At 29.8% G+C, this 23,556-nt stretch carries 22 protein-coding genes; 20 read left to right on the forward strand and 2 right to left on the reverse strand.

Going from position 1 to position 23,556, the window contains the following annotated elements:
* The first annotated feature begins 50 nt into the window (after positions 1-50).
* From metF to ACFO3U_RS02435, 3 genes are read left to right on the forward strand one after another with little or no spacing between them, the layout of a single operon-like run.
* Positions 51-1,007 carry a methylenetetrahydrofolate reductase [NAD(P)H] gene (metF, locus tag ACFO3U_RS02425; protein ID WP_379738074.1) on the forward strand — a complete coding sequence of 319 codons (957 nt, stop codon included), beginning with the start codon at positions 51-53 and terminating at the stop codon, positions 1,005-1,007.
* 28 nt (positions 1,008-1,035) lie between these two features.
* On the forward strand, positions 1,036-2,106 hold the full coding sequence (locus tag ACFO3U_RS02430; RefSeq protein ID WP_379738076.1) for an acyloxyacyl hydrolase: 1,071 nt from the start codon (positions 1,036-1,038) through the stop codon (positions 2,104-2,106).
* On the forward strand, positions 2,103-2,831 hold the full coding sequence (locus tag ACFO3U_RS02435) for a head GIN domain-containing protein (RefSeq protein WP_379738078.1): 729 nt from the start codon (positions 2,103-2,105) through the stop codon (positions 2,829-2,831). The genes ACFO3U_RS02430 and ACFO3U_RS02435 overlap by 4 nt, the downstream gene beginning before the upstream one ends.
* A gap of 44 nt (positions 2,832-2,875) precedes the next feature.
* Here ACFO3U_RS02435 and gldA read toward each other — a convergent pair whose 3' ends face one another.
* On the reverse strand, positions 2,876-3,775 hold the full coding sequence (gldA, locus tag ACFO3U_RS02440) for a gliding motility-associated ABC transporter ATP-binding subunit GldA (RefSeq protein WP_379738080.1): 900 nt from the start codon (positions 3,773-3,775) through the stop codon (positions 2,876-2,878).
* A 127-nt stretch (positions 3,776-3,902) separates the two neighbouring features.
* Here gldA and ACFO3U_RS02445 point away from each other — a divergent pair, with 127 nt between their 5' ends.
* From ACFO3U_RS02445 to ACFO3U_RS02525, 17 genes are all read left to right on the forward strand, one after another.
* Complete coding sequence (locus ACFO3U_RS02445) at positions 3,903-5,150, forward strand: YCF48-related protein (RefSeq protein ID WP_379738082.1); 1,248 nt, start codon at positions 3,903-3,905, stop codon at positions 5,148-5,150.
* Positions 5,151-5,393: 243 nt separating this feature from the next.
* On the forward strand, positions 5,394-6,218 hold the full coding sequence (locus ACFO3U_RS02450) for a prephenate dehydratase (RefSeq protein WP_379738084.1): 825 nt from the start codon (positions 5,394-5,396) through the stop codon (positions 6,216-6,218).
* An 83-nt stretch (positions 6,219-6,301) separates the two neighbouring features.
* The gene (locus tag ACFO3U_RS02455) at positions 6,302-7,450 is read left to right on the forward strand and encodes a pyridoxal phosphate-dependent aminotransferase (protein ID WP_379738086.1); all 1,149 of its coding nucleotides are present in this window, start codon (positions 6,302-6,304) and stop codon (positions 7,448-7,450) included.
* A 72-nt stretch (positions 7,451-7,522) separates the two neighbouring features.
* Positions 7,523-8,362 (forward strand): prephenate dehydrogenase, encoded by an 840-nt coding sequence (locus tag ACFO3U_RS02460; RefSeq protein ID WP_379738088.1) that lies wholly within the window; start codon positions 7,523-7,525, stop codon positions 8,360-8,362.
* Between the two features lie 75 nt (positions 8,363-8,437).
* Positions 8,438-9,520: a chorismate mutase gene (locus ACFO3U_RS02465; RefSeq protein ID WP_379738090.1), complete on the forward strand. Its 1,083-nt coding sequence runs from the start codon at positions 8,438-8,440 to the stop codon at positions 9,518-9,520.
* A gap of 62 nt (positions 9,521-9,582) precedes the next feature.
* On the forward strand, positions 9,583-10,104 hold the full coding sequence (locus tag ACFO3U_RS02470) for a hypothetical protein (RefSeq protein ID WP_379738092.1): 522 nt from the start codon (positions 9,583-9,585) through the stop codon (positions 10,102-10,104).
* A 140-nt stretch (positions 10,105-10,244) separates the two neighbouring features.
* Entirely contained in the window at positions 10,245-11,225 is a 981-nt protein-coding gene (rsgA, locus tag ACFO3U_RS02475) for a ribosome small subunit-dependent GTPase A (RefSeq protein WP_379738094.1), read from the forward strand.
* Between the two features lie 57 nt (positions 11,226-11,282).
* Positions 11,283-11,735: a D-aminoacyl-tRNA deacylase gene (gene dtd, locus ACFO3U_RS02480; RefSeq protein ID WP_379738096.1), complete on the forward strand. Its 453-nt coding sequence runs from the start codon at positions 11,283-11,285 to the stop codon at positions 11,733-11,735.
* 47 nt (positions 11,736-11,782) lie between these two features.
* Positions 11,783-13,681, forward strand: coding sequence for a DUF3857 domain-containing protein (locus ACFO3U_RS02485; RefSeq protein ID WP_379738098.1), 1,899 nt, complete (start codon positions 11,783-11,785; stop codon positions 13,679-13,681).
* 10 nt (positions 13,682-13,691) lie between these two features.
* Positions 13,692-15,632 (forward strand): DUF3857 domain-containing protein, encoded by a 1,941-nt coding sequence (locus ACFO3U_RS02490; protein WP_379738100.1) that lies wholly within the window; start codon positions 13,692-13,694, stop codon positions 15,630-15,632.
* Positions 15,633-15,634: 2 nt separating this feature from the next.
* Positions 15,635-15,961, forward strand: coding sequence for a nucleotide pyrophosphohydrolase (locus tag ACFO3U_RS02495; RefSeq protein ID WP_379738102.1), 327 nt, complete (start codon positions 15,635-15,637; stop codon positions 15,959-15,961).
* Between the two features lies 1 nt (position 15,962).
* Positions 15,963-16,289 carry a DMT family transporter gene (locus ACFO3U_RS02500; RefSeq protein ID WP_379738104.1) on the forward strand — a complete coding sequence of 109 codons (327 nt, stop codon included), beginning with the start codon at positions 15,963-15,965 and terminating at the stop codon, positions 16,287-16,289.
* Positions 16,290-17,534 (forward strand): 3-phosphoshikimate 1-carboxyvinyltransferase, encoded by a 1,245-nt coding sequence (aroA, locus tag ACFO3U_RS02505; protein ID WP_379738106.1) that lies wholly within the window; start codon positions 16,290-16,292, stop codon positions 17,532-17,534.
* A gap of 150 nt (positions 17,535-17,684) precedes the next feature.
* On the forward strand, positions 17,685-18,734 hold the full coding sequence (queA, locus tag ACFO3U_RS02510; RefSeq protein WP_379738108.1) for a tRNA preQ1(34) S-adenosylmethionine ribosyltransferase-isomerase QueA: 1,050 nt from the start codon (positions 17,685-17,687) through the stop codon (positions 18,732-18,734).
* Positions 18,735-18,987: 253 nt separating this feature from the next.
* The gene (gene kynU / locus ACFO3U_RS02515) at positions 18,988-20,268 is read left to right on the forward strand and encodes a kynureninase (RefSeq protein WP_379738110.1); all 1,281 of its coding nucleotides are present in this window, start codon (positions 18,988-18,990) and stop codon (positions 20,266-20,268) included.
* Positions 20,269-20,305: 37 nt separating this feature from the next.
* Positions 20,306-21,388, forward strand: coding sequence for an agmatinase family protein (locus ACFO3U_RS02520; protein WP_379738112.1), 1,083 nt, complete (start codon positions 20,306-20,308; stop codon positions 21,386-21,388).
* A 6-nt stretch (positions 21,389-21,394) separates the two neighbouring features.
* Entirely contained in the window at positions 21,395-22,003 is a 609-nt protein-coding gene (locus ACFO3U_RS02525; RefSeq protein WP_379738114.1) for an NUMOD4 domain-containing protein, read from the forward strand.
* Here ACFO3U_RS02525 and ACFO3U_RS02530 read toward each other — a convergent pair.
* A complete protein-coding gene (locus tag ACFO3U_RS02530; RefSeq protein WP_379738115.1) occupies positions 22,000-23,532 on the reverse strand; it encodes a cryptochrome/photolyase family protein in 1,533 nt (510 codons plus the stop codon). The genes ACFO3U_RS02525 and ACFO3U_RS02530 overlap by 4 nt on opposite strands.
* Positions 23,533-23,556: the final 24 nt, after the last annotated feature.

A 23,556-nucleotide genomic window follows, 5' to 3' on the forward strand; every position in this document is an offset into this window, starting at 1 on the left:
AATTTCACTGACAACCAACAACCAACAACTAACAACCAACAACCAAAATAATGAAAGTAACCCAACATATAGAAAACGCAAAAGGAAAACCCTTATTTTCCTTCGAAATATTACCACCTTTAAAAGGGCAAAATATCCAATCTATTTTTGATAGTATTGATCCTTTGATGGAGTTCAATCCACCTTTCATTGATGTAACGTATCATCGTGAAGAATACGAATTCAAAGAATTGCCAAGTGGTTTGTTGCAAAAGAAGATTGTAAAAAAACGACCAGGAACGGTTGGAATTTGTGCTGGAATTCAAAATAAATATGATGTAGATGCGATTCCTCATATTTTGTGTGGAGGATTTACAAAAGAGGACACCGAAAATTTATTGATTGATTTAGATTTTTTGGGAATCAATAATGTTGTAGCACTTCGTGGTGATGCTTTGAAAAATGAAACCTATTTCAAACCTGAAAAAGAAGGCAATGAATTTGCATCAGATTTAGTAAAACAAATTTCAAATTTAAATAACGGAATTTACTTAGATGAAGATTTACAGAATTCTTCTTGTACTGATTTTTGCATTGGTGTTGCAGGTTATCCGGAAAAGCATATGGAAGCACCAAGTATGGATAGCGATATTCATTTTTTAAAACAAAAAATTAAAAATGGAGCTGATTATATCGTAACCCAAATGTTTTTTGACAATCAAAAATTCTTCGAATTTGTAGAAAAATGTAGAAAATCTGGAATTACAGTTCCAATTATTCCAGGATTGAAACCCATTGCCACAAAAAAACAATTGAATTTAATTCCACATAGATTTAAGGTAGATTTACCAGATGATTTAATTATGGCAGTTGTAAAAGCTAAAGATAATGAAGCCGTAAAAAAAGTAGGAATAGAATGGTGTTTACAACAAAGTAAAGAATTAATAGCAGCAGGAATTCCATGTTTGCATTATTATTCAATGGGAAAAGCAGAAAATATAAAAGCGATTGCTAAAGAAGTTTTTTGATAAACTTTCTGTTATATTTGCTCTCAATATGAAGCAAATTTTATTTTTCTTACTCATTTTTACAACAGCAAATGCTCAATTTTCTGTGGATGCTGATTATTTGTACGGAAAAATTTTGCCTCATAACCAAACTATTAAGCATTTAATTACCAAACATCCAGAAGGAGTTTTGTTGAGTTTTAATAAAAAAACGTTTGGAGAACATGAATGGGAATCCAATTTCAATTTTCCAGATTACGGATTTTCATTGCACCATCAAGCAAATAAAAATGAGGTTTTAGGAGATTTGTATGGAGTTTATGGTCATTATAACTTCTATTTTTTAAATCGAAATTTAGTTTTTCGTATTGGACAAGGAATAGCTTACAATACAAATCCATTCGATAAAAATGAGAATTTTAGAAATTTGGCTTACAGTACTAAAATTATGCCTTCTACTTATTTTTTATTGAATTTTCGAAAAGAAAAAATTGTTGATAATTTTGGTTTTCAAACAGGTTTGTCTTTTTTCCATCATTCAAATGCTAACATAAAATCACCCAATACCAGTACGAATACTTTGTCTTTTCAATTGGGATTGAATTACGTTTTTGAAGATAAAATAAGTGAATATAAATTCTCAAAAGACACTTTAAAAACGACTTATCCATTAAGATATAACATTGCTTTTCGAACAGGAATCAACGAAAGCGACATCATTGGAAGTGGTCAAAAACCTTTTTATGAGTTGAGTTTTTATGCTGATAAACAATTCACTAAAAAGAGTAAAATGCAATTAGGGGTTGATTTATTTGCCATGTATTATTTGAAAGAATACATCAAATATAAGTCAGTAGCTTATCCCAATGAAAATATAAAAGAAGATACAGATTTCAAGCGAGTTGGACTTTTTGCTGGTTACGAATTAGCCATTAATAAAATGTCGTTGGAAGCACAAGTAGGTTATTATGTTTATGAACCTTTTGATTTTTTAGGGCCTATGTATCAACGATTAGGAGCAAAATATCAATGGAATAAAACAATTTTTAATAGCGTTTCTCTAAAAACTCATGGAGCAAAAGCAGAAGCAATAGAATTTGGAATAGGAGTAAAGTTATGAAGAAAGTAATCGTTTTATTTAGCCTTTTCTTGTTATTTAGTTGCGATGAAAATCAGTTGCTGGAATCATCAGGTGCAATAATTTCAAAAGAAATTTCAGTTGGATTTTTTGATAAAATTAATATTTCTGAAGGCATTGAATTACACATAACAGATGAAATAGAGACTAAAGTTGAAATTACAGCTGGAGAAAACATCATAGATAAAGTGACTTTTTCAGTAATTGATAATCAACTATTTATTGATGCACTTAATGCTTCAAAAACATTTCAAAGTTATGAACCAGTAAAAATTTATATTTCAGTTGATGATTTAGATACTGTTTATTCCTCTTCTCAACATAATGTGTATTCTGAAAATGTGTTGAATTTCACGAATTTTCATTTGCAATCAGGTTTATTTGAAGAGACTGCTTCAGGAGAATTTCATTTAAAAGTGAATTGTAATAATTTAATTGTAGAAGATAATAGAGCTAGTTTTTACAACATTTCAGGAAACGTTACTGATTTGTCTGTGAATTTTTACAATGGAGACGAACGTTTTGAAGGAGCAAATCTGATTGCACAAAATGTTTACATTTTTCAAAGAAGTTCCAATGATATTATAGTAAATCCACAACAAAAAATTTCAGGAACAATCTACAGTACAGGAAATGTAATTCTAAAAAATAATCCGCCAATTGTTGATGTTCAAGTCTTATATCAAGGACAATTGATTTTTGATTAGATAAACTGAAACAAAAAACTAAATTGAAAACCAATAATTATCAATTACTTCTTCGTCTGCTCTCTAAAAATCTGTTCTAAATTTTTATTCTTCAAGTTCAATTGTAAAATTTTCAAACCATTATCATGAGCGAAATCAAAAACGATTGGCCTCATATCACTTTCGGTTTCAAAAGTCAATTCCCAAATAAAGTCATGCGAGTTTTTAGTAGTTTTTATATTCGGAATTGTATTTAATATAGTTGCATCAACCACTTTGTCAAATTCCACTTCAATAGTTTGTTCTTGTTGTTCTTTTACTAAAGTATTTAGTTTTTTATCAGTAACAATTTTTCCATTGTTGATGATGATTACTCTATCACAAATGGCTTCAACTTCTTGCATAATGTGTGTTGAAAGAAAAACCGTTTTGTCCTTTCCAATATTTTTAATCAAATCTCGAATTTCTACCAATTGATTCGGATCTAAACCAGTTGTTGGCTCATCTAAAATCAAAACTTCAGGATTGTGTAGTAAAGCAGTCGCTAAACCAACACGCTGTCTATAACCTTTAGATAATTGTCCAATTTTTTTATTAGCTTCTGGAGTTAAACCAGTCAATTGAATCACTTCTTCAATTCTAGATTTATCAACTTTATAAACATCAGCATTAAAACCCAAATATTCACGAACATACAAATCCAAATACAACGGATTATGTTCTGGTAAATAGCCAACAGATTTTTGAACTTGTTTCTGATGTGTTTCAACATCATTTCCGTTTACAGAAGCACTTCCTTCATCAGAAGTAATGTAAGTCGTTAAAATCTTCATTAATGTCGATTTTCCAGCACCATTTGGCCCTAAAAAACCTACTATTTCTCCATTTTTAACCGAAAAAGAAACGTTATCTAATGCTTTTTGAGAGCCATAACTTTTGGTTATATTTTTAACTTCTATTGACATATTGTGATATTTATAGCAAATGTAATAATTAGATTAAAAAAAACATTAGTTTTAACAGCAATTGATTTTTATTAATTTATAAAATACTCAATAGTAAATAATTAACCAAACCAAAAACAACCTTTTTATGAAAACTAAAAATTACTTTTTTAAAGTATTATTATTAACTATTGGCTTAACTACAAGTTCAGTTTTTTCTCAAACATTTACACCCAAACCATCTGGAACAAGTTATATTTTGTATGATGTTACAATTCCACCTGGTCAAAATACGGTAGCTTATGCAGCAGGTTCTCAATATACTACTGGAAATGCCGGTATAATTATTAAAAGTACTGACGCTGGTGAAACTTGGCAAACAATTTATCCAACTACTGGCTCAACACCTGGTTTTAAGAAAATTAAATTTGTTTCTACTACAAGAGGATTTGCAGTTGGTCAAGGAGATACTTTCTTAAAAACAACCGATGGAGGTGTAACGTGGACAAATATAACCGTTCAAACAGGAATTTATTATTATTCTTGTTTAGATTTTTTTGATGCAGATAATGGTTTTGTTACTGCATTAACTAATGGAGGACAGCTTATTGCTTTTAGAACAGCTGATTCAGGTGATACTTGGGTGCCAGCAACAACTACAACTAATTTACAGACTCAAGCTCTTACTTACGCTACAGCAACTACAATGTTTTCAACAGGAGCAAATCAAAAAATTAGTAAATCAACAGATGGAGGAAATACTTGGACAGTTGTAAAATCAGGAATTCCAACATATTACTATTTTAATATTGATTTTAAAGATGCAAATAACGGAATAGTTAGTGGTGAAGATGGTGAAGTTTTAAAAACATCAGATGGTGGAGCTACTTGGACACAGATATTATCAACTGGATATGAAAATCTATACAGTTTAATTTATAGAGGAAATAAAATGTACGCTAGTGGAACAGACCAAAACATTTATTATTCTTCAAATGATGGAGCAAGTTTTACACCAGTTAATACTGCAGCTACAACTACACCAACACTTTATGCTGTAGATGTTTTTGAAAATGGTGAAGCTTTATTGTGTGGAAGTCAAGGCACTATTCTAAAATCAACAGATTTCTTGAGTACTTCTAATGTTTCATTAATTGAAATGAATATTAATCATTTTTATGATACAACAACAAAAACACTTTCAATTAATGTAAGTGAGCAAATAAATATTAACAAAGTTGAATTAATTTCTGTAGATGGAAAAATTGTCAAAAAAATTAATACAGAAGGAAATTTTTTAACATTAGATTTAAGCTCAATCCAAAGTGGAGTTTATTTAATTAGATTGAATTCAGTTGATGGTAATACAAATACATTCAAATTTATTAGAAATTAATTTTTCAACTTATTAGGAAAACGTTAAAGTAGATTTTTAGTAAAAAAAGGTTATTTATAAAAATAATTATTTAATTTAGCCTTTGAATAAAAAGCAAATGATGAGCAATACATTTTATTATAACAATTTTTCTTATTTCTTCTGGAGAACAGAAAGGGATTGTTATATCGTATGCTAATTTTTTAATAAATTAAACTCACAATATGAAAATCCCGATGAAAATCGGGATTTTTTTTTGTATATATGGAAAAGAAAATAGCCATTCAAGGCATAAAAGGATCGTTTCACTATCAAGTAGCATTAGACTATTTTGATGAATTTCAATCTATTGATGAATGTATGTCATTCGATAGTTTGGTGGAAAGTATTTTGACTAACAAGTCAAGTCATGCTGTTATGGCTATTGAGAATTCCATTGTAGGTTCAATAATTCCAAATTATGCTTTAATCGATAAGAATAACTTGAAAATAATTGGTGAATATTATCATTCTGTGCATCATAATTTCATGAGTATAAAAGGTCAAAAAATTGAAGATATTTTGGAAGTTCATTCTCATCCAATGGCAATTTTACAATGCAAAGAATTCTTTAAAAATTATCCACACATAAAGTTAGTCGAAGATAAAGATACAGCAGAAACAGCCAAAAGAATTCACGATAATCAATTGAAAGGAATTGGAGCAATAGCAAGCAAAACAGCAGCAGAATTATATGATTTAGAGATTTTAGCCGCTGAAATACAAACTATAAATAACAACCAAACACGATTTGTAATCATTAGTAAAAATCAAAATAAGAGCACAAATGAAGTCAATAAAGCCTCATTAAAATTTGAGTTAGAACACAAAAGAGGAAGTTTAGCCACAGTTTTAAATGTAATGAGTGATTGCAAATTGAATTTGACTAAAATCCAATCGTTACCCAAAATAGAAACTCCTTTTCAATATGCTTTTTTTGTGGATATCACATTTGATGATTATAAAGATTATGAAAAAGGAAAACAAATTTTAGAAATAATGACGACTCATTTTAAAGTTTTAGGGGAATACGAAAACAAAAATCAATAACAAAAGTCAATTGCAACAACAAAAGAGCAATTATATAAATTTCTTTAATTTCTCAAATCTGTGTTCCAAAAAACATTAACCCAATGATAACAACTGCCAACAGACTAAATACAGTACAAGAGTACTACTTTTCCAAAAAACTGAAAGAAGTTCGTCAACTAATTGTTGATGGAAAACCAATCATCAATATGGGAATTGGAAGTCCAGATTTGTTGCCTTCACCAAAAGTGATTGAAGCCATTCAAAAAGCTATGCATGATGAAAAAGCACATGAATACCAAAGCTATCAAGGTTTACCAGAACTGAGAAAAGAAATGGCCAACTTTTATCAATCGTATTTTAAAGTTGATTTGGATTTTAATTCAGAAATTTTGCCCTTAATGGGTTCCAAAGAAGGAATTATGCACATTTCAATGGCTTTTTTAAATGAAGGTGATGAAGTTTTAATTCCAAATCCAGGCTATCCAACCTATGCAGCTGTTACCGAATTAGTTCAAGCCAAAGCTGTTTATTATGATTTAACCGATGAAACGAATTGGCAACCTGATTTCGAAAAACTAGAACAACAAGATTTATCAAAAGTAAAGATTATGTGGGTGAGTTATCCACACATGCCAACAGGAGTTAATGGTTCATTAAAATTATTTGAAAAACTTGTAGAATTTGGGAAAAAACATAAGATTCTAATCATAAATGATAATCCATATAGTTTTGTTTTGAACGAAAATCCAATCTCAATTCTTCAAGTTGATGGAGCAAAAGATATTGCTATTGAACTAAATTCGTTAAGTAAAACTTATAATATGTCAGGTTGGAGAGTTGGAATGGTTTTAGGAAATCCAACTTTCATTGAAGCCATTTTAAAAGTTAAAAGCAACATGGACTCAGGAATCTTTTACGGCATTCAAAAAGGAGCTATTGAAGCTTTAAAATTAGATAAAACGTGGTTTGAAGTTCAAAATGAAATTTATAAAAAACGGAAAGATTTGGTAATTCAATTAGCCAAAAAATTAGGATGTGAAGTTGCTAAAAATTCAGTTGGATTGTTCGTTTGGGCAAAATTACCAAGTGATATAGAATCTTCTGAGGAATTCATAGATAAAGTATTAATTGAGAAATACATTTTCATCACACCAGGAACCATTTTTGGAAGAAACGGAAAAGGTTATATTCGTTTTTCATTATGTGTCAAAGAAGAAAAAATAAAAGAAGCAATTAAAAGAATTTGTTAATAGTTGTAGGTTGTTAGTTGTAAGTTTTTCTAACCTACAACCCATAACCTACAACCTACAACCTTTAAAAAAATGAAAGTATATATAATAGGAATAGGTTTAATTGGTGGTTCAATAGCTTTGGATTTGAAATCGCATTTCAGAGAAGCTATTTTTTTTGGAATTGATACCAACGAAAATAATTTAGAGGAAGCCATAAAATTGGGAATTATTGACCAAAAAGCTACATATGAGGAATTAATTAACGCAGATTTAGTAATAGTTGCTGTGCCAGTTGATGTTGCTTTAGTAATTTTGCCAGAAGTTTTGAATGCGATTAATGATGATGCTCTTGTAATTGATGTGGGTTCAACAAAGTTTCCAATTTGTGAAGTTGTAGCTAATCACGAAAGAAGAAGAAATTTTTTAGCAACTCACCCCATAGCAGGAACAGAATTTTCTGGACCAAAAGCAGCAATGAATGAGTTGTTTCGAGAAAAAACAAATATCATTTGTGAAATAGAAAAAACAGCTTATAAGCAACAAGAAATGGCTTTAAATTTGTTTCAAAAATTAGGAATGCGAATTCGATATATGGATCCAAAATCACACGACAAACACATTGCTTATGTTTCTCATTTATCCCACATAAGTTCATTTATGTTAGGAAAAACAGTAATTGAAAAAGAAAAAAACGAAAGAGATATATTCGATATGGCAGGAAGCGGATTTGAAAGCACAGTGCGTTTAGCCAAAAGTTCACCAGCAATGTGGACTCCAATTTTCAAGCAGAATAAAATCAATATAATAGAAACTTTAGAAGAATATATTTTAAATTTAACCCACTTCAAAGATTTACTTCAAAATGACAATTATGACGAGGTTTTCAATGAAATGGAGAGTACAAATAGAATTAAAGAAATATTAAAATAGGTAATGGGTTATTGGTAATAGGTAGTCGTTACTTTGCCTATCACCAATAGCCAATAACCCAAAATCTTAAAAAAAATGGAAAACAAAAAAGAATTGAGAGCATGGTTAGATGATTTCAAATTAGATCATCCATTAGTAATTGCTGGACCATGTAGTGCAGAAACAGAAGAACAAGTTTTAAAAATCGCACATGAATTAAAAGATTCAGATGTAAGCATTTATAGAGCTGGAATTTGGAAACCAAGAACTCGTCCTGGTGGATTTGAAGGTGTTGGTGAAATTGGTTTAAAATGGTTGCAAAAAGCAAAAGCAGAAACTGGTTTGTTAATGGCAACAGAAGTAGCCAATGCAGCTCATGTGAAATTAGCTTTAGAACATGATATAGATGTTTTGTGGATAGGAGCAAGAACAACAGTTAATCCATTTGCCGTTCAAGAAATTGCTGATGCTTTAGAAGGAACCGATAAAATCGTTTTAGTGAAAAATCCAGTAAACCCAGATTTAGCATTATGGATTGGTGGTGTGGAAAGATTGTATAAAGCAAATATCAAAAAACTTGGAGTAATTCACAGAGGATTTTCAACGTATGAAAAAACGAAATACAGAAATATTCCTGAATGGCAAATTCCAATTGATTTACAAAGTCGTTTCCCAGATTTGCCTTTAATTTGTGATCCATCGCACATCACAGGGAAAAGAGACATGATTCAAGAAGTTTCCCAACAAGCTTTAGATATGAATTTTGACGGATTAATCATTGAAACACACATTGACCCAGATAATGCATGGAGTGATGCTGCACAACAAGTAACACCAACGACTTTAAAACAAATTTTCAAAGATTTAAGGGTTAGAAAAGAATCGGATGAAACAGGTGAATACAATAGTAAAATGAACGGTTTGCGTTCTCAAATTGATGAATTTGACGGAAAATTATTAGAAATTCTTGGAAATAGAATGAAAGTTGCTGATAAAATTGGTTTACTAAAAAAAGAGAAAAACGTTGCCATTCTTCAAAACAAACGTTGGAACGAAATATTAGGAAAAATGATTCTAGAAGGAGAAGAAAAAGGGTTAAGTAATGAATTTGTAATGCAATTATTCAAAGCCATTCACCAAGAAAGTATCAATCACCAAGAAAAGATTGTAAATAATTAATTATTTGTTAAAAATATTAAGAAAATTTTGTAATATCGCACCTTTAATTTAACAATAATATTATGAAGAAAATTTTATTTTTAGCAGTTCTGTTAATGTCTGCAGTTATGAGTGCTCAAGTTGATAAAATTTACAAACACAGTGGAGAAACTGTTGAGGGTAAAGTTTTAAGAGTAGAAGAATATACTATCGTTTTTGTTTATGATGGAGAAGAAGCAGAAAACACTATCGGTAAATATGCAATTGAAAAAATTGTTTACGGAAAAAGCGGAAGAGTAGAAGAAGTTACTGAGAAAATTATAGTCAATGGTGAAGATGATTGGGAAAAAGTAGTAATACTTGAGGAGAAAGCTTACATTGCTGGATTGAAAAAAGGAGAAGAAGTTAGAGGGAAAACAGGTTTAATTAATTATCACACAGGAAATACAGGAGATAAAAAAGCAGAAAAGAAATTAAAAATGGCAGCAGCTAAAGAAGGTTGTCCTTTTATTTTAATGACTGCTGATAAATCTACTGTTGGAGCATCTTCTAACGGTTTAGGTGGTTCTCAAAATATTAAAAAAGGAATTGGGTATAAATACTAAAATATTAATTACCAAAAAATGAAAAAGACTGTCATTTGATGGTCTTTTTTTATTAAATAGAACAAGAAATACTATCTTTGTAATTCATAAGTTGTTGGTTAGTCACTTCTAACTTCTAACTTCTAACTTCTAACTTAAGAATGACAGGAACCGTTTATAAATCTACAGGAAGTTGGTACACCGTAAAAACAAATGAAAATAAGTTTTTTGAATGTCGTATCAAAGGTAAATTCCGAATGCAAGGAATTAAAAGCACCAATCCAATTGCAGTTGGAGATGTCGTAGATTTTGATGTGGATAATGTTGATGAAGCAAATATTGGTACAATTCACAACATTCATGAAAGAAAAAATTATATTGTTAGAAAATCAGTAAATCTTTCTAAACAAACTCATATAATTGCAGCCAATATTGATGTTGTTTTCTTATTAGTTACAATTAATAATCCTGTTACTACAACTAGTTTCATCGATAGATTTTTAGTAACTGCAGAAGCTTACGGAATTGAAGCGGTTGTAGTTTTCAATAAAATTGACACTTATAAAGAAAACACTTTAGATGAACAATTGTTTTTGCAATATACCTATGAACAAATTGGTTACAAATGTCTAAGAGTTTCAGCAACAGAAAATAAAGGATTAGACCAGTTAAAAGAAATGATGATTGGAAAAGTTTCTATGTTTTCTGGACATTCTGGAGTAGGGAAATCAACTTTAGTAAATGCTTTAGAACCAACTTTAAATTTAAAAACCAAACAAATTTCCGACCAACATCAACAAGGTTTGCATACTACTACCTTTGCAGAAATGTTTGATTTATCTTTTGATGCCAGAATTATAGATACACCAGGAATTCGTGGTTTCGGAATTGTTGATATGGAAAAACAAGAAATTGGAGACTATTTTCCAGAGTTTTTTGCCTTGAAAGAAAACTGTAAATTCAATAATTGTTTGCACAAAGAAGAACCACAATGTGCTATTAAAGATGCTTTGGAAAATGACGAAATAGCTTGGTCAAGATACAAAACCTATTTACAATTGTTAGAAGGTGATGAAGACAATTACAGAAATGACATCTATGGAGAAGAAAGAGCTGCAAGTGATGAAACGAGGAAGAGTTAGCATACCAATTTCTGTTATTCTGAACTTAATTCAGAATTTAAAAATGAACAATCGATAATGAAAGCAGTAATTCAAAGAGTATCTCAAGCGTCAGTTACTATAGAAAATAAAATTGTTGCCCAAATAAATCAAGGTTTACTAATTTTAATCGGAATTGAAGAAGCTGACAACCAAGAAGACATCAATTGGTTGACCTCAAAAATAGCCAATCTTCGAATTTTCGCTGATGAAAAGGATGTGATGAATTTATCAGTAAAAGATATTGATGGTGAAATTATTGTAGTTAGTCAATTTACGCTTCATGCAGCCACAAAAAAAGGCAATCGTCCTTCATACATAAAAGCAGCAAAACCAGAAATTGCCATTCCATTATATGAAAATTTCGTTATGCAAATAGAAAAAGAAATTGGTAAAAAAGTGCAAACAGGACAATTTGGAACAGATATGAAAGTTTCTCTAATAAATGATGGACCAGTTACTATAATTATTGATACAAAAAATAAAGAATAGCTTTTATTATATTAACTTTTTTTTATATTTGAAAATAATCTATTCAAATGAAAAAAAGTCAATTTTTTATTTTTCTTACAATACTTCTTTTTAACAAATCTTTCTCTCAAAAAGAAACTTATTTTGCTGTTTATCCAGATAGTTTGAAAGAAAATGCAAATGCTATAATTAGGGAAAATATAATAGATATAAAAATTCCATCCTATGATAAAATGACAATCAAAAAGAGAAGAGTTATAACTATTTTAAATGAATATGGATTAAAACACTTAGATGCAAATGAATATTATGACAATTCTTCGTCAATAAAGAATATAGAAGCAGAAGTTTATAATGCTTTTGGTCAAGAAATTAAAAAAATAAGAAGAAAAGATTTTAAAGAAAATTCAATTAGTGAAGGCTCTGTAATTACTGATAATAGGGTTGTTTATTTAGATTATACTCCTACACAATATCCTTTTACGCTAGTTTATGAAAGTGAAATTTCTACTTCAAACACAGCATTTATTCCAAGGTGGTTTCCTATAGAAGATTATTTTTTGAGTATTCAAAAGTCCCAGCTTAATATTGAATTTTCTAATGATGTGAATTTAAAATACAAAGAAATAAACTTTAACAAAAACATTATAAAGAAAAAACAAGACAATACTATTCATTATTCGATTGATAATGTCAAGGCAATAAGAAAAGAGCAGTTGTCACCATCATTTCAAAAATTTTTACCTCATGTATTATTAGGACTTGGAGAGTTTAAATTAGAAGGAGTGAAAGGAAATAGTAGTGATTGGGAATCATTTGGCAATTGGATGTATAACAATTTGTTAATGGATACAGAAGAGCTTCCAAGTGAATCAATTGCTAAAGTTCAGCAACTTATAGGAGCAGAGGTAGACCCAATCAAAAAAGCAAAAATTATTTATAATTATGTGCAAAATAAAACACGATATGTTAGTATTCAGCTAGGGATTGGAGGTTGGAAACCTATGCAAGCAAAAGATGTTGATAGACTTGGCTATGGAGATTGTAAAGCACTTACAAACTATACGAGATCACTTTTAAAAGCATTCAATATCCCATCATATTATTCAATTGTATATAGTGGTGATGAAAAAAGAGATTTAGATAAAGATTTTGTTTCGATGCAAGGAAATCATGTTATATTAGGAATACCAAATGAAAATGAAATTATATGGTTAGAATGTACTAGTCAAACCCATCCTTTTGGCTTTCAAGGAGATTTTACTGATGATAGAAATGTATTAATTGTAGCAAATGAAAAATCTAAAATAGTTAGAACAAAAAAATTTAATCAAGTCTCTAATTTACAAGTTTCTAATACAAAATTAGATATATTAGTAAACAATGATGTTAAATGTAATACAGAAATATTATCTAAAGGTATTTTATACGATTCTAAATTTAATTTAAACACCAAATCTAAAGAAGAGTTATTAAAAATATATAAAGATTACTTCAATAATTTTAACAATAAAGTATTTGATAAAACAATTATAGAAAACAACAAAGACGATATTGAGTTAAAAGAAATTATTTCTTTTGAAGCAAAAGATTTTATTAAAAAAAGTGGAAATATTATTATTCTGCCAATTAACCTAGTGAATCAAGTCAATTTTATACCTCAAAAATACAAAAACAGAAATACACCGTTTGAAATAGAAAGAGGATATTCGTTTGAAGATATAATCACAATTAAATTTCCAGACAATTATAGCTTAGAAGAGTTACCAGTAAATATTAAAATTGATACTGAGTTTGGAAAATATGATTGTACATTCTTGACTAATATGAAAAATGAAATATCATATAAAAGAATTGTAGTTATTAACGAAGGTTATTATTCTAAAGAAAAGTATGAGAATTACAGACTTTTTAGAGAACAAATTGCAAAAAACGAAAACATTAAAATGGTTTTAAAAACAAATTAAAATTTTATTTATGAAAAAAATAATTTTAGTATTCTTACTTTTTTTAACGTATCAATATAATTATGCGCAAAAATTAAAATTAGGAAACGTGACTAAAGAGGAGCTTTTGGAAAAAACACATCCTATAGATTCATCAGCTTCAGCAGCAGTGCTTTTTAAAAGAGGAGAAACAACATTTGCAGTTGATAGAATGGGAGAGTGGTCTGTTACTACTTTAATTGAAATGAAAATCAAGATATATAAAAAAGAAGGTTTGGAATTTGCAAATCATGAAGTAGGTTATTTTGTAGGTGGAACAACAAATGAAAGTGTTTTTTTTTACGATACTAATACTTTTAATTTAGAAGGAGATAAAATAGTTAAAACTAAATTGGGCTCTGAAGGGAAATTTGATGAAGAGGTAAATGAAAATTGGAGAATAAAAAAAATAACACTTCCTGCAGTAAAAGAAGGATCAATAATAGAGTTTTCATATAAAATAACTTCACCATACCTAACAAATATTAACGATTTTAATTTTCAATATTCAATTCCTGTTGACAATGTTGAATATACTGTTTTTATGCCTATCCCTTTTAGTTATAGTACAGTAATAACTGGTTATGAAGAAGTAAAAATTGAAGAGATTCCAATAATAGATAATTTTTATAGTTCAAAATACATTTATAGTAGACAAAATATGCCTGCTATTAGGCAAGAAAAATATGTTAACAACATTAAAGATTATACCTCAATTTTAAAATATGAGTTAGCTTCTATAAGCTACCCTAGAGAAGAAGTTAGAAATGTTGCTTTAAATTGGGAAGGAGTTACAAAATCAATCTTTGATAATGATAAATTTGGAAGAGAACTCAAACTAAAGTCATATTTCGAAGAAGATATTGATGATTTAATTAAAGATTGTAAATCAGATAAGGAAAAAATAAATAAGATTTTCACACATGTTCAGAAAAAAATGAACTGGAATGAAAAGCACAGTATTTATACAGATAAAGGTGTAAAAAAAGCATACAAAGAAAATGTTGGAAATGTAGCTGATATAAACCTAATGTTAATTGCAATGTTAAGGTATGCAGGATTTGAAGCAAACCCAGTTTTGTTGAGTACTCAATCAAATGGAATTGCTATTTTTCCCAATAGAACGGCTTTCAATTATGTAATTGCTGCTATTGAAGACAATAATAATTTTACACTATTAGACGCTACAAATAAAAATTCCACAATTGATGTTTTGCCATTAAAAACCATTAATTGGTATGGACGTCTTATAAGAAAAGAAGGTGCTGGACTTTCAGTACAAATTGATTTAACTAAAAAGGCAGTTTCAAATGAAGTAACAACATTAATGGCAGATATTAATGATCAAGGAAATTTAACAGGAAAAATAAGAAAAAGTTATAATGATTATAACGCATTTGTATTTAGAGAAAGAAATGGAAAGTTAAGCGAAGATTCATATTTAGAGAGTCTTGAAAAAAAAATTAAAGGAATAGAAATTTCAGATTATTCAATTAAGAATAAAAATACTTTAGAAAAAGAATTGGTTGAAACTTATGCATTTAAACAAAATAATGCAATTGACTTAATTGGTAGCAAAATGTATATATCACCATTATTGTTTTTTCAAATTGAAGAAAACCCTTTTAAATTAGATAAAAGAAAGTATCCTGTTAATTTTCCATACCCATTCAAAGACTCTTACAATATTGTTTTAAAAGTACCTGAAGGTTATGAAGTTGAATTTCTACCAAAACCAGTTTCGTTTGGAATGGAAGATGGTTTAGTTAAATTTTCTTTTGATGCTAGTTATGCAAATGGTAATATTCAAATAAATTCAAATTTAGAAATAGCTAAAACAACAATTCCCAGTAACGACTACGCTACATTAAAGTTATTTTACAATCAAATGATAAACAAACAGGCTGAAAAAATTATACTTAAAAGAATTTAAAAATGAACCTAAAAAATTCTCAATTAAAAGTCGATAATTGGATTAAAAACCATGGAGTTCGTTATTTCAATGAATTAACAAACATGGCTCAACTTACTGAAGAGGTAGGAGAAGTAGCCAGAATTATCGCACGTAGATATGGAGAACAATCTGAAAAAGAAAGCGATAAAAATAAAGACTTAGGTGAAGAATTAGCGGATGTAGTTTTTGTAGTATTATGTTTGGCTAATCAAACAGGAATTGATTTACAAGCTGCTTTTGATAAAAAGTTAGATTTGAAAACAAATCGCGATCACGATAGGCATCAAAATAACCAGAAACTTAAGTAAATTGAACTGGATTTTATTAATAATTGCTGGACTCTTTGAAGTAGGATTTGCAACTTGTTTAGGAAAAGCAAAAGAAACTTCTGGAAATGTATCTTATTATTGGTATGCAGGTTTTTTAATTTGCTTAACCATAAGTATGGCTTTGTTAGTAAAAGTAACCAAAGAATTGCCTATTGGAACAGCCTATGCAGTTTGGACAGGAATTGGAGCTGTTGGAAGTGTTTTAGTCGGGATTTTTGTTTTCAAAGAACCAGCAACGTTTTGGAGAGTATTTTTTTTAACCACTTTAATTCTTTCATTAGTAGGATTAAAATTTGTTTCCAATTAAATGAATTTAGTACTTCAACAATCAAATATAGATAAGACACAATCTTCAATCAAGATTACAGGTTCAAAATCTGAAACCAATAGATTATTATTGCTACAAGCTTTGTATCCCAATATTAAATTAGAAAACATTTCAAAATCTGATGATTCTGATGCTATGCAAATGGCTTTAGCTTTCAACCATCAATCATCAACCATCAACCAAATAGACATTCATCACGCTGGAACTGCTATGCGTTTTTTAACTGCTTTTTTTGCCATTCAAGAAAATAAAGAGGTTGTTTTAACGGGTTCGTCTCGAATGAAAGAACGTCCAATTCAAATTTTAGTGGAAGCTTTAAAACAACTGGGAGCCGAAATTACCTATGAAGAAAATGATGGTTACCCACCAATAAGAATCAAAGGAAAAAAGCTAATTAAAAACAGAGTAACACTTGCTGCAAATGTAAGCAGTCAATATATTTCAGCTTTACTTTTAATCGCACCAAAATTAGATAATGGATTAGAATTAACACTCCAAGGAGAAATTACATCTGTTCCATACATCAAAATGACTTTAGCTTTACTAAACGAAATAGGAGTAGAAACTTCGTTTAAAAAAAATACAATCACCGTTTGTCATGCTGAACTTGTTTCAGCATCTAAATTAACAATTGAATCTGATTGGTCTTCAGCTTCTTATTTCTATTCAATAGTTGCATTATCAGGAATTGGAACAGAAATTAAATTATCAAGCTACAAAGAAAATAGCCTACAAGGAGACTCAGCTTTAACAGAAATATACAAAGACTTTGGAGTAGAAACTACTTTCCAAGAAAATTCAATTCTATTACGCAAAACAAATAATTGTCAATTATCAATTGTCAATTATCAATTAAACAATTCACCAGACATTGCTCAAACCATTGCAGTAACTTGTTTTGGTTTAGGAATAGGTTGTCATTTAACAGGTTTACATACCTTAAAAATAAAAGAAACCGATAGATTAGAAGCTTTAAAAATAGAGTTGTCGAAGTTAGGAGCAATCGTTTCAGTAACCAATGATTCTCTAACAATCGAGAAATCTAATAATCTAAACAGCAACATAAGTATTGCAACCTACCAAGACCACAGAATGGCAATGGCTTTTGCTCCTTTAGCCTTAAAAACTTCAATAATTATCAATGAAGCTGAGGTTGTTTCAAAATCATTTCCCTCTTTTTGGGAAGATTTAAAGAACATTGGATTTCAAATTTCTGAAGTTTAAAAGGTTGTGACTTGCCATTTTTATTGTCTTTTCAAAAATAAACAGCAAAACACTTGACAAGGCCTATTCCACAATCGTATATTTGCAACCGTTTACAAGTAAGAGCAAATGGCTCAAAACTTAAAACTTTAAAACTTATAACTTTCTCATATGAAATTATCACATTTCAATTTTAATTTACCATTAGAACTATTAGCAGAATTTCCAGCAGAAAACAGAGACGAATCTCGTTTAATGGTTATCAATAGAAAAGAAAAAACTATCGAACATAAAATGTTCAAAGACCTAATCGATTATTTTGATGATGGTGATGTTATGGTGTTGAATAACACTAAAGTTTTTCCAGCTCGTTTATATGGTAATAAAGAAAAAACAGGAGCTCGTATTGAGGTTTTCTTATTGAGAGAATTAAATGCAGAACAACGTCTTTGGGATGTTTTAGTAGATCCAGCTCGTAAAATTCGTATCGGAAATAAGCTATATTTTGGAGATGATGATTCATTAGTGGCTGAGGTAATTGATAACACAACGTCTCGCGGAAGAACTCTAAGATTCTTGTACGATGGCTCATACGAAGAATTCAGAAATAAACTAACAGAATTAGGAGAAACTCCTATACCAAAATACATAAACAGAGAAGTAACACCAGAAGATGCAGATCGTTACCAAACAATTTATGCAAAAAATGAAGGTGCAGTAGCTGCTCCAACTGCTGGGTTACACTTTTCTAAACATTTATTAAAAAGATTAGAAATCAAAGGTGTTGAATTTGCAGAAGTTACCTTACATGTTGGTTTAGGAACATTCAATCCAGTGGAAGTGGAAGATTTATCAAAACACAAAATGGATTCTGAAGAAATAATCGTTACCCAAGAAGCTTGTGATATAGTGAACAATGCTAAAGCTAACAAAAAACGTATTTGTTGTGTTGGTACAACATCTATGCGAGCTATGGAAAGTACGGTTTCTTCTCAACAAACTTTAAATCCATTCACTGGTTGGACAAATAAATTCATTTATCCACCTTATGATTTCGGAATTGCAAATTGCATGATTACTAATTTTCACACTCCAAAATCAACTTTGTTAATGATGGTTTCTGCATTCTGTGGACACGATTTAATGAAAGAAGCATATAAACAAGCCATAGAAGAAAAATATAAATTCTATTCTTACGGTGATGCTATGTTGATTATCTAATCAATTATAAAAGTTCAAAATATAAAATCTCATCAGCAATGGTGAGATTTTTTTGTTTATGAGCAAATGTTTTGGGCATTCTAGTTAGCCTTTTTCCTGCTGCAAGAACTCGCTTCCTAAAAAGGAGAGCTCAAACAATTCTTGCATCAGGGCTAGTTAGCCATTGTCTTTTACAAAATCAAACTTTTAAACAGCTATATTTTTACACCTCTAAACTTTTCGCTATTTTTACACACCAAACAAACAATTAAGAATGGATTTTCAAAATACAAGAGAATTTGCACAACAATTAGATGCACAAGACGAATTAAGTCACTACAGAAACGAATTTATTTTTCCAAAAGTAAACGGAAAACAAGTAATTTATTTTACAGGAAACTCTCTAGGGTTACAACCTAAAAGAACAAAAGCTTATGTAGATGAAGTAATGAACGACTGGGCTAATCTAGCTGTTGAAGGACATTTTTATGCAGATAAACCTTGGTGGGATTATCAAGAACGTTTTTGCCAACCATTATCTGAAATAGTTGGAGCAAAACCTTCAGAAGTTAGTGTAATGAATACTTTAACTGTTAATCTTCACTTGTTGATGGTTTCATTTTACAAACCAACTCCAAAAAAATATAAAATCATTTGCGAAGAAAAAGCATTTCCATCTGATCAATATATGTTTCAAAGTCAAGTTCATTTTCATGGTTTAAATCCAGAGGATACTATCGTTGAAATCAAAAGGAGAGAAGGAGAACACAACATTCGTTTAGAAGATGTTTTGGCCAAAATTGATGAAGTAGGAGATGAGTTAGCTTTAGTATTAATTGGTGGAGTTAATTATTATACAGGTCAAGTCTTTGATATCAAAACAATCACAGAAGCTGGTCATAAATATGGAGCTTATGTAGGTTGGGATTTAGCACATGCAGCAGGAAATATCGAGTTAAAACTGAACGAATGGAAAGTTGATTTTGCAGCTTGGTGTAGTTACAAATACATGAATTCAGGACCAGGAAATGCTTCAGGATATTTTGTGCACGAGTCACATCACAACGATTTAGATTTACCAAGATTTGCTGGTTGGTGGGGACACAATAAAGAAAGACGTTTCTTAATGGAACCTAATTTTGACCCAGCTAGAAATGCAGAAGGTTGGCAAATTAGTAATTTACCTATTTTATCTTTAGCTCCATATTTAGCATCAGTACATATGTTTGCTGAAGTTGGAATGCAAAAGCTAATTAAAAAACGTAATTTAATAACTGCTTATTTAGAATATATTCTTCACGAAATTGACAAAGAAGTGGATAGTACTTTTGAGATTATTACACCTGCAAACCAAGAAGAAAGAGCCTGTCAATTATCTGTTTTTCTTCATGGAGAAGGTAGAAGTTTATTTGATTACTTAATGAAAAATGGAGTAATTACAGATTGGAGAGAGCCAAATGTAATAAGATTAGCACCAGTTCCATTATATACAAGTTTTGAAGACATGTATGAGTTTGGGCAAGTACTTAAAACAGGAATTCAATCTTTACATTAAAATATTTTATCACATTAAATTTTTGAAAAAATATAATATGGAAAAACAAGAAATAATAAACTCATTCGACCCAAGCCAACCAGGTTTAGCTGATGCTACCGTTTTTGGATTACCTTTTTCAGCAGAACAATCAGAAATTATAGTAATTCCTGTGCCTTGGGAAGTAACGGTGAGTTATGGAGCTGGAGCAAGTGAAGGACCAGAAGCTGTTTTAGACGCATCTTTTCAAATTGATTTACTACATCAAGAATTTCCAGAATTATGGAAATTAGGAATCTATTTAGACGAAGCTTCTAAAGATTTAGCTTTTAATTCCAAAAAATATAAAGATTTAGCGCAACCAATCATAAAAGCATTAGAAAATGGAGAAACAATTGCAGAAAATCCAAGTTTAAATGAAGATTTAGAAAAAATCAATTATGCTTGTGCTGATATGGTGGAAGCTGTTGAAAAACAAACTTTACATTGGTTAAATAAAGGTAAAAAAGTGGCACTTCTTGGAGGTGATCACTCAACTCCTTTAGGATATTATAAAGCATTAGCAAGTAAACATGATAACTTTGGAATTTTACATTTAGATGCTCACATGGATTTGCGTATTGCATATGAAGGATTTACTTATTCTCATGCTTCAATTATGTATAATGCTTTGCAGATTCCTCAAATTTCAAAAATTGTTCAAGTCGGAATTCGTGATTTTTGCGAACAAGAAGTTGATGTAGTAAAAAATGAACAAGGTAGGGTTTTGGTTCACACAGATACTGATATTAAAAAACAACTATTTGAAGGAAATACTTGGCAACATTTATGCGATCATTTGATTTATTCGTTACCACAAAAAGTGTGTATTTCATTTGATATTGATGGCATGAGTCGTTTGTATGCTCCAAATACTGGAACTCCAGTTCCTGGAGGAATGTCTTACGAACAAGCAACGTATCTATTAAGTCGTTTAGCAGAGTCTAATAAAGAAATCATTGGTTTTGATTTAGTTGAAGTAGCTCCAGGAGATGATGATTGGGATGGAAATGTTGGAGCAAGAATGCTATTTCATATGTGTGGTGTTTTGGCAAAATCACAAAAAATGGATGTAGGAGAAAAAATTACATTTCAAAAATAAATGGTTATGGAAAATTTCAAAAGGATACAAGAAGAATGGAAAGAATTTGAAATTGAAGTAAGAGGAAAAGTTAGATATGCAGTTTCAAATCATGGAAGATTAAAAAGTTTTACAACAGATATTAATCAAGGTAGAATTATAAAAGGTTCTCGAGTTGAAGGTTTTGCTTACTTGAGATTGAAACGTCAAAAGGACAATAAAATCACAAATTATCATTACGGATTACATAAAATAATTGCTGAATTATTTATTCCAAAAGATGCAGAAAATCAAGAATATGTATTGCATTTGGATTATGATAAATTAAACAATAATATTAATAATTTGAAATGGGCAACTTATGAAGAGATGAGAGCTCATGCAACCAAGAGTCCAGCAGTGAAAGCTGCTTTTAAAAAATTACAAGCCTATAATTTAAAACGAGATGGAGCAAAATTATCTTCTACAGATGTTATTCGATTAAAAAGAAAAATTTTAGATCCAAACAGAAAAACCAGATTGCGTTTAATTGCTAAAGAATTTGGAATTTCTGAAATGCAATTATATAGAATAAAAACAGGTGAAAATTGGGGACACATTAAAGTTGAAATTCCAAATAGGAAAGAAAAAATTTAATATTCTTCTATGTTCTCAATAATGTGATTGGCTTTTTCCTTTATTTTGGCTAATTCTTCAGGATTCATTTTATTTAACAAATTCAACATCATGCCCATCCTTTGGTTGTTCGCAAAATATTGTTTTTTTTCATCTAAAAAGTTCCAATATAGAGAGTTGAATGGGCAAGCTTTTTCTCCAAATTTATCTTTTACTTTATAATGACATTTATCACAATAATTGCTCATTTTTTGAATGTAATTTCCTGAAGAAACATAAGGTTTTGTGGCCAAAATTCCTCTATCAGCATATTGGCTCATACCTCTTGTATTTGGTAATTCTACCCATTCAATAGCATCAATATAAACCCCTAAATACCAAGCATCAACTTCATCTGGATGCATTTGTGTGAGTAAAGAAAAATTACCAATAATCATTAAACGTTGGATATGATGGGCATAAGCTTCCTCCAAACTTTGTGAAATTGCTTTTTGCATGCAGTTCATTTTGGTTTTTCCTGTCCAATAAAAATCAGGTAACTTGTTATGGTTTTCTAAAGCATTCATTTTAGAATAATTTGGCATTTCTTTCCAGTAAATTCCTCGAACATATTCTCTCCAGCCTAAAATTTGACGCACAAATCCTTCTACTTGAGAAATGGTAATATCATCTTGATTCTCATAATAATAATTTACAACTTTGTCATTTACTTCTCTTGGAGAAAGCATTTTACTATTCATCGTAAAGGATAATCTAGAATGAAATAAAAACTTTTCATCGGTGTGAGAAGCATCTTCAAAATCTCCAAAATGTTGCAATAAATTGTTACAGAAATAATCCAATTGCTCCAAACACTCTTTTCTTGATGTGGGCCAATTAAAATTTGAAGCATCAATGTTTCCAAAAGTTTTGACGTTTGCTTTTTCAATTTCAGCGATAAGCTCTTCAACATTTTGTTTAAAAACTATAGCATTTGGAATAGGAACTTGACCTTTGTATTTCAAGCGATTGTCTTTGTCATAATTCCACTGATTGCCTTCTGGTTGTGAACCTTGCATTAAAATTTCATGCTTTTTTCGCATCATTCTGTAGAAGTTTTCCATTAATAATAATTTCTTGCCTTCAAAGAATTCGTTAAGTTCTGTTCTGGAAGTATAAAAATGTTCCGTATCAAAAACTTTAGTTTCAATTTTTAAGTTAGAACTTATTTGTTTCAGTTGTTCATCTAATCGATATTCATCAGGCAATTGATATTCAAAATTTGTAATTTGATGTTTCTCAATACATTTTGAAATTATTTTTTCTAAATCTTGCAAATTATCTTCATCAGAAATTCTGTAATAGATTACCTCATGACCTTTTGATTGTAATTCATCAGCAAAATTTCGCATGGAAAGAAAAAAGGCCACTACTTTCTGAATATGATGTTTCACATAATCGGTTTCTTGACGCATTTCTGCCATCAAATAAATGGTATTTTCATCAACTTCATTAAACCAAGAATGTTGGCTGTTTAATTGGTCACCTAATAGTAATCTTAATATTTTCATTTTTTTTGTAATCCTGAACTTGAT

The sequence above is a fragment of the Flavobacterium ponti genome (assembly GCF_042652765.1).
GTDB lineage: Bacteria > Bacteroidota > Bacteroidia > Flavobacteriales > Flavobacteriaceae > Flavobacterium > Flavobacterium ponti.

Coding starts and splice junctions, on each gene's coding strand:
- rsgA (WP_379738094.1), top strand. CDS start 10,245: ATGACAGGAACCGTTTATAAATCTACAGGAAGTTGGTACACCGTAAAA.
- aroA (WP_379738106.1), top strand. CDS start 16,290: ATGAATTTAGTACTTCAACAATCAAATATAGATAAGACACAATCTTCA.
- ACFO3U_RS02450 (WP_379738084.1), top strand. CDS start 5,394: ATGGAAAAGAAAATAGCCATTCAAGGCATAAAAGGATCGTTTCACTAT.
- ACFO3U_RS02490 (WP_379738100.1), top strand. CDS start 13,692: ATGAAAAAAATAATTTTAGTATTCTTACTTTTTTTAACGTATCAATAT.
- ACFO3U_RS02455 (WP_379738086.1), top strand. CDS start 6,302: ATGATAACAACTGCCAACAGACTAAATACAGTACAAGAGTACTACTTT.
- gldA (WP_379738080.1), bottom strand. CDS start 3,775: ATGTCAATAGAAGTTAAAAATATAACCAAAAGTTATGGCTCTCAAAAA.
- ACFO3U_RS02460 (WP_379738088.1), top strand. CDS start 7,523: ATGAAAGTATATATAATAGGAATAGGTTTAATTGGTGGTTCAATAGCT.
- dtd (WP_379738096.1), top strand. CDS start 11,283: ATGAAAGCAGTAATTCAAAGAGTATCTCAAGCGTCAGTTACTATAGAA.
- ACFO3U_RS02485 (WP_379738098.1), top strand. CDS start 11,783: ATGAAAAAAAGTCAATTTTTTATTTTTCTTACAATACTTCTTTTTAAC.
- queA (WP_379738108.1), top strand. CDS start 17,685: ATGAAATTATCACATTTCAATTTTAATTTACCATTAGAACTATTAGCA.
- ACFO3U_RS02470 (WP_379738092.1), top strand. CDS start 9,583: ATGAAGAAAATTTTATTTTTAGCAGTTCTGTTAATGTCTGCAGTTATG.
- ACFO3U_RS02495 (WP_379738102.1), top strand. CDS start 15,635: ATGAACCTAAAAAATTCTCAATTAAAAGTCGATAATTGGATTAAAAAC.
- ACFO3U_RS02435 (WP_379738078.1), top strand. CDS start 2,103: ATGAAGAAAGTAATCGTTTTATTTAGCCTTTTCTTGTTATTTAGTTGC.
- ACFO3U_RS02520 (WP_379738112.1), top strand. CDS start 20,306: ATGGAAAAACAAGAAATAATAAACTCATTCGACCCAAGCCAACCAGGT.
- ACFO3U_RS02465 (WP_379738090.1), top strand. CDS start 8,438: ATGGAAAACAAAAAAGAATTGAGAGCATGGTTAGATGATTTCAAATTA.
- ACFO3U_RS02445 (WP_379738082.1), top strand. CDS start 3,903: ATGAAAACTAAAAATTACTTTTTTAAAGTATTATTATTAACTATTGGC.
- metF (WP_379738074.1), top strand. CDS start 51: ATGAAAGTAACCCAACATATAGAAAACGCAAAAGGAAAACCCTTATTT.
- ACFO3U_RS02430 (WP_379738076.1), top strand. CDS start 1,036: ATGAAGCAAATTTTATTTTTCTTACTCATTTTTACAACAGCAAATGCT.
- ACFO3U_RS02525 (WP_379738114.1), top strand. CDS start 21,395: ATGGAAAATTTCAAAAGGATACAAGAAGAATGGAAAGAATTTGAAATT.
- kynU (WP_379738110.1), top strand. CDS start 18,988: ATGGATTTTCAAAATACAAGAGAATTTGCACAACAATTAGATGCACAA.
- ACFO3U_RS02530 (WP_379738115.1), bottom strand. CDS start 23,532: ATGAAAATATTAAGATTACTATTAGGTGACCAATTAAACAGCCAACAT.